Origin of the sequence: Pseudomonas sp. MSSRFD41 (assembly GCF_014230245.1) — a bacterium.
In the GTDB taxonomy this organism is placed as follows: Bacteria; Pseudomonadota; Gammaproteobacteria; order Pseudomonadales; family Pseudomonadaceae; genus Aquipseudomonas; species Aquipseudomonas piscis.
Genome location: NZ_JACKZK010000054.1, coordinates 1 through 4,875, shown reverse-complemented (window position 1 = coordinate 4,875; position 4,875 = coordinate 1). Strand labels below are relative to the sequence as shown.

The following is a 4,875-nucleotide window of genomic DNA, read 5'->3' as shown; positions in this document are numbered from 1 at the left end:
TCTAGATGCCAGTCGAAGCGTTCTTTGCAGCCGGTGGCGCACTGGCGCATGTTCAGGCTTGGAAGATTGGTCATTGGTTCGCCGCAGTCTGGGCAGCGCTTGCCGCATCCGTTTTCAGTCATGCTGCTGCCCTCTTGAGTTCTCTTGTCTTTGCCCGGTACTCGGCGGTGATCGCCTTGAGATCTTCGATCGTGTATTTCTTCGGCTCATGCGGACCCTCTAGCCACTCGACCGCCTCGACGCCGATCCGCTGAACGAGATTGATTCGGTAGTTCACGATGTCGCCGGACTTATGCTGGTTGCATGGGACGCATTGCTTGTGGCAGTTGAGGGGTTCGAAGCGCAGCGCGGGGTTGCTTCCAACTGTACGGTAATGGCCGGCGTCGTACTTGCCCTGATGGTGGCGACCGCAGCTGATGCAAGGAAGCTTGGCGTCTCTCTCGCGCACCCAGGCGTTAAACGCTGCCTGGGCCTCACGCATGTATTGCGACCGTGGCTTAACACGCTCCTTGGCAGCTCTCAGCTCCTTGCGCCCTACTTCGGCCAGCGACTTGCGCGCCTTTTCCTGGTTTACATCCTTGATGGCTAGGCCACACTTCGGGCTGCATACGGACTGAGCAAAGCGCTGCGGGACGAATGAGGCCCCGCATGCTGGGTTCTTGCAGGTCTTGGGCTTGGGTATCTTGGCAGTGAGGCTCATGCTGCTTGCTCCCCAAGCAGATCAGTGAACACGACGCCCTTGCTCGAGAACTCAGACACAATACGGTCTGTGTAAGCGATACCCTGGGCACGGTTGAATAGCCGAGTCACCGGGAATCCGTCCGGGCCGAAGATCGAGCACGGGCCCATGAGTTCAAGCTTCTGTTCGTACTGCAGGTGCAGGAACATCCGGTTCCAGCCGTCGCGGAAGTCGGCGTCTGAGCTGCGCATGATCGGAACGCCGAAGTGCAATTTGCAGTACCGACGAGCGTCTTCAACATCCCCGATCGGAGTCATTTGGGCGATGCGCTGGTACAGGGCGAACCACAGGGCGTTCTGGTCCAATGTGCGGTCCTTGCCCGGGCGCATCGAGACCACCACGAACTTGCTTTGGCGGTACATGGCTGTCAGGGCGTTGATGGCCTCAGCGAGCTTTGAGGAGCTGTTCACGCTGATCTTGTCGGTCATGACTGCTCTCCCTTGCTCATGGCTGCGTCGATGAATTCGTGAAGCTTCGCAATTCCTTCCCGCGCATCTGGCCTGTATGCATCGTAGAGTTCGTCACGAATACGGCCGCCAGGGCCATCAGCATCGAACGCATGTCCACCGGCCCAGCGATCCATGCAGGCTTGGGCCCGGGCGCAGGTTGAGCGCAGCGCCTCTCTCTCTGCTTTGAGCTGCGCGATTATCTCGTTCTGAGCATCGAAGCCGGTGCGAAGGCCGGCGAGTTCGGCCATGGCTTCGTCATAGCGATCACCAATTTTGTCGCGAAGTTCGCGAGCTTCATCACGAGATTCGGTCAGATGTTCTATCTCGGCCTTGAGGTGGTCTATTTCACGCTGCGACTTGCGGGCCTGCTTCTGCGCCCTGGATGCGTCCTCGCCCATGCGCTTGGTGCTGCCGCGCATGCTGCCGTTGTCGACTTCCAGCCGCTCGATCTCCGCGAGCAGGGTCAGGACATCGGCTGCGCGAACGGCAAGAGCAGGGAAAGGGTTGCCGCCGCCACCAGGATGGTTGTTGGCAATGGCGCGCTCAGCCAACGCCTTCAGCTTCTCTTTGTCGATGGTCATGGCTTCACCTCGTCAGCAGTGGCTTGGCGCCATGAAAATTGGCAAGTTCTGCAGTGCTTTTTCAGATGATCCTTTGCCGCTTTGTGCTGCCAGAAAAACTCGTATTGGCTGGAGGTTACGAATTCTGTTTCGATCTTGGTGCGGCCGGAATGGTTGATCAGTGCGTTGGCTGGTACGAAAGCAACCACTATTTCTTGGCCTAAACATTTCGGACATACGCTCATATCCCAGCCTCCAGCGCTCGATAATCGGCAATCCTCTTGACCAGTTCTTCTTTGTCCATGCCGAGCGCATCAGCGATGTACTGACACACCTGGGCAGCCTCAGAGCGGCTGAAGGTAACCCCTTGGCCTGGCTTCCATTCGGTGAGAGCGCGCAGGGCGTCGTAGGCCTCTGTGTATGGATATCGGCTCATGGCTTCACCCTCAGGCCCTGGGCCTCGATGGCTTCACGGCAGTCGTCAATGGCTTCGTCATAGTGTTCTGCCTCTGGTCGCACGTATCCGTTAGCTGTTTTGTTGTGCGCACTGATCTTTGGAGGAAGCTCAACCACCACGGCCTCGCGGGAGGCCTGCCAGGACACCCAAGACTGCTGGACAGTTTCACTTCGGTAATCGCCGCTGTTGTACTTGATGGTTAAAGCCTTCGGCCAAACTTCCTTGAGCCATTCCTCGAACTGCTCGCGCATCTTGTTGGTGTCCATCAGTGCTTCTTCCCGGCCGGCTGCCCGGCGCATTCCAGATCATTGATCAGCCCCAACATGGTCTTGGACCAATCGGGCACAGCCTTGCGAAGCGCGCTTACCGAATCGACCCAGGCCTGCATTTCTTCACGGGTACCGTCAGTGTTCAGACGAAGAGAAATTTCTGCCTCAAGAAGGCCTTTCAAATCTGCATTGGTAAGCATCAGAAGGAACCCCCTGGCTTGAAGTCGTCGAGCATGGAACGAGAGGAACGACGCGTCGGCTGAGCTGCAGCCTGCTGTTGTTCGCGTGTTCCGGCGTAGTTGGCAAAGCGGGCGAATTCCCCCTGGTGTTGCAGAAGGCAATGCCCTGTTGAGGAATGGCGGTGTTTCACAACATCAATTTCTGTAACCCCGCTTTTGCCGAGTTCAGAATCAGCATCGCGATGGGCGATCATGATGATGTCAGCGTCCTGCTCAATCTCGCCTGAGTCGCGCAGGTCGGACATTTGTGGCTTCTTGGTAGTGCGCGTCTCGATGCTGCGGTTGAGCTGAGCAAGAACAATGACAGGGACATTCAGTTCCTTTGCCATAGCCTTGATACCGCGGCTGATTGCGCCGAGCTCAAGGTTTCGGTTCTGCTGTCGGCTTCCAGCTTCTGGAGCGATCAGGCCGATGTAATCGATCACAACCAAATCAACAGGCTTAGCTTTATGCTGGAATCTGGCGATATTGCGGATACGACTCAAGGGTAATCCGCCCTTCTGGCAGATCCGTAGATCGGCATCGCGCATCTTGCTTACAGCGCATGTGATTTTCTGTATTTGCTCCCCATCTCCCATCGCCTTACCAGTGTCGATGTTGCTAAGGGTTACGGTGGATGAAGAAGCCAAGCTGCGCTTAGAAAGCTCCTTGCCAGACATCTCTAGCGAGAAAACCAGCGCTGACTTCCCATTGCGGATAGTCAGATGCTCGGCAATTCCTAGGCCCAGGGTAGTTTTGCCAGTGCCAGGTCGACCAGCAATGATGACTACATGCGATCCACGCAAACCTTGGACGAGGTTGTCGAGGTCAGCAAGCCCCGTAGAAAGTCCATTGATACCCTTACCATTGAAGCGTTCATCCATTTCATCGATAACTGGGCCAAGCGCTTCCGACAAGGTGATCACGTCTGGCTCATCGTCATCGCTATTCAGAGATAGAGCGGCCTGCTGGACATCTGCGATGATCCCTGCGATTGGTCGCGCTTGATACGCCATATCGATGATCGACTGCCCCATCTCGCTAATCTGGCGTGCTTTGAAGCGCTCTACGACGATGCGCGCATACTCCTTCACGTTTGCCACGGAAGGAACAGAGAGCATGATCTCAGAGGCTCGAGGAATGGTTAGCTCGCCGCTTTTGAGCTCAAAGCGAATATCAGACAGGGAAACAGGATCGATTGGACGCCCTGCAGAGCGAGCACCAAGAATCATGCCGTACAGTTCAGCTGCATCAGGATCGTAGAAATGGTGAGGGGAAACCTGGGCACCGATAGACTCAATCAAATTTGGGTCGTGCATCAGGGCGCCTACAACGCCGAATTCGGCTTCTTCGGCAACGAGAGGTCGAGTGTTGATCATTGCTGAGCCTCCAGGACCTTTAGGACTTTGTCCTGGCGGGTAAGAAACTCAAGATCGGCTGTCCAGCCACGGTCGTTGTCACCAGTCCAGTGCTTGTTGTTCAGGCAATCGGTGAAGTACGCAGTCCAGAAATCCCCCCTGCGGAACGGGTGGATGCCATTGATTTCCAGATTCCAGCAGCCCTTGATCAGGCGCTTGCGCTTGTCGTTGAGCTTCAAGCACTTCGGAAGGGTTTCACCGCACACGGAGTTGTAGATTTCAGCAATGCGGCTGTACGGGATGCGATCAGCTTTGGGCTCATCTGGTTGATCAGGTTCTGAGGCTCCCCGCTCTTCCGCTCCAGATTCCAAAACTTTACCGGTCGAAGCGTCAGCGGCGACAACTGCGTTAGCAGTAAGATTTGTATTTATGTCTTTTATGTGTGTAATTTTCGACACAGTGGCAAGCGTCTTTTCTACACACTGTGTAGATTTCGACACGGTGGATTTATGGTCGATTTTCCACTCAGAAACAGGTAAGAACGTGATTGGATCTCGGCTACCTCCATTGCGAAAAAGAACACGCTGACGGATCAGGGAGTTGATTGCCCGAGACACGTTTGCACGCTCTGCATTGGCCTTCTCATCGTCCTGATACATCATCTTGGCGATGTAAAGGGCCGCTACCTTCACGGCTTCCTGGTTGTATCCAGCAGTCAAGCGATGGACAGCAAGTGCTACCCGCAGCTCTCTCGCCGAAAGGTCTGCTGCAATCAACGCTTCATACAGATCGTTGTCCATCCGGGTAAACCCCCCGGTATTGCGT

The 4,875-nt window shown here is 55.6% G+C and carries 9 protein-coding genes; all 9 read right to left on the bottom strand.

The window, feature by feature from the left end; all coding sequences use genetic code 11:
- Positions 1-118 precede the first annotated feature (118 nt).
- Positions 119-700 (bottom strand): recombination protein NinG, encoded by a 582-nt coding sequence (locus H7A76_RS32105; RefSeq protein ID WP_185702228.1) that lies wholly within the window; start codon positions 698-700, stop codon positions 119-121.
- Entirely contained in the window at positions 697-1,167 is a 471-nt protein-coding gene (locus H7A76_RS32100) for a hypothetical protein (RefSeq protein WP_185702227.1), read from the bottom strand. Before H7A76_RS32100 ends, H7A76_RS32105 begins: the two co-directional genes overlap by 4 nt.
- Positions 1,164-1,769 (bottom strand): hypothetical protein, encoded by a 606-nt coding sequence (locus H7A76_RS32095; RefSeq protein WP_185702226.1) that lies wholly within the window; start codon positions 1,767-1,769, stop codon positions 1,164-1,166. The genes H7A76_RS32100 and H7A76_RS32095 overlap by 4 nt, the downstream gene beginning before the upstream one ends.
- Complete coding sequence (locus tag H7A76_RS32090) at positions 1,766-1,993, bottom strand: hypothetical protein (protein WP_185701956.1); 228 nt, start codon at positions 1,991-1,993, stop codon at positions 1,766-1,768. Before H7A76_RS32090 ends, H7A76_RS32095 begins: the two co-directional genes overlap by 4 nt.
- A complete protein-coding gene (locus H7A76_RS32085) occupies positions 1,990-2,184 on the bottom strand; it encodes a hypothetical protein (RefSeq protein WP_185701955.1) in 195 nt (64 codons plus the stop codon). The genes H7A76_RS32090 and H7A76_RS32085 overlap by 4 nt, the downstream gene beginning before the upstream one ends.
- Entirely contained in the window at positions 2,181-2,471 is a 291-nt protein-coding gene (locus H7A76_RS32080; protein WP_185702225.1) for a hypothetical protein, read from the bottom strand. Before H7A76_RS32080 ends, H7A76_RS32085 begins: the two co-directional genes overlap by 4 nt.
- Complete coding sequence (locus H7A76_RS32075; RefSeq protein ID WP_185702224.1) at positions 2,471-2,674, bottom strand: hypothetical protein; 204 nt, start codon at positions 2,672-2,674, stop codon at positions 2,471-2,473. Before H7A76_RS32075 ends, H7A76_RS32080 begins: the two co-directional genes overlap by 1 nt.
- Positions 2,674-4,071: a DnaB-like helicase C-terminal domain-containing protein gene (locus H7A76_RS32070; RefSeq protein WP_185702223.1), complete on the bottom strand. Its 1,398-nt coding sequence runs from the start codon at positions 4,069-4,071 to the stop codon at positions 2,674-2,676. Before H7A76_RS32070 ends, H7A76_RS32075 begins: the two co-directional genes overlap by 1 nt.
- The coding region (locus H7A76_RS32065; protein ID WP_312026280.1) for a replication protein at positions 4,068-4,875 on the bottom strand (808 nt) is incomplete at its 5' end. The genes H7A76_RS32070 and H7A76_RS32065, both read right to left, overlap by 4 nt.

What these genes read in the sequence shown, in the direction of transcription:
- H7A76_RS32105 (WP_185702228.1), bottom strand. Translation starts at nt 700, where the DNA reads ATGAGCCTCACTGCCAAGATACCCAAGCCCAAGACCTGCAAGAACCCA.
- H7A76_RS32100 (WP_185702227.1), bottom strand. Translation starts at nt 1,167, where the DNA reads ATGACCGACAAGATCAGCGTGAACAGCTCCTCAAAGCTCGCTGAGGCC.
- H7A76_RS32095 (WP_185702226.1), bottom strand. Translation starts at nt 1,769, where the DNA reads ATGACCATCGACAAAGAGAAGCTGAAGGCGTTGGCTGAGCGCGCCATT.
- H7A76_RS32090 (WP_185701956.1), bottom strand. Translation starts at nt 1,993, where the DNA reads ATGAGCGTATGTCCGAAATGTTTAGGCCAAGAAATAGTGGTTGCTTTC.
- H7A76_RS32085 (WP_185701955.1), bottom strand. Translation starts at nt 2,184, where the DNA reads ATGAGCCGATATCCATACACAGAGGCCTACGACGCCCTGCGCGCTCTC.
- H7A76_RS32080 (WP_185702225.1), bottom strand. Translation starts at nt 2,471, where the DNA reads ATGGACACCAACAAGATGCGCGAGCAGTTCGAGGAATGGCTCAAGGAA.
- H7A76_RS32075 (WP_185702224.1), bottom strand. Translation starts at nt 2,674, where the DNA reads ATGCTTACCAATGCAGATTTGAAAGGCCTTCTTGAGGCAGAAATTTCT.
- H7A76_RS32070 (WP_185702223.1), bottom strand. Translation starts at nt 4,071, where the DNA reads ATGATCAACACTCGACCTCTCGTTGCCGAAGAAGCCGAATTCGGCGTT.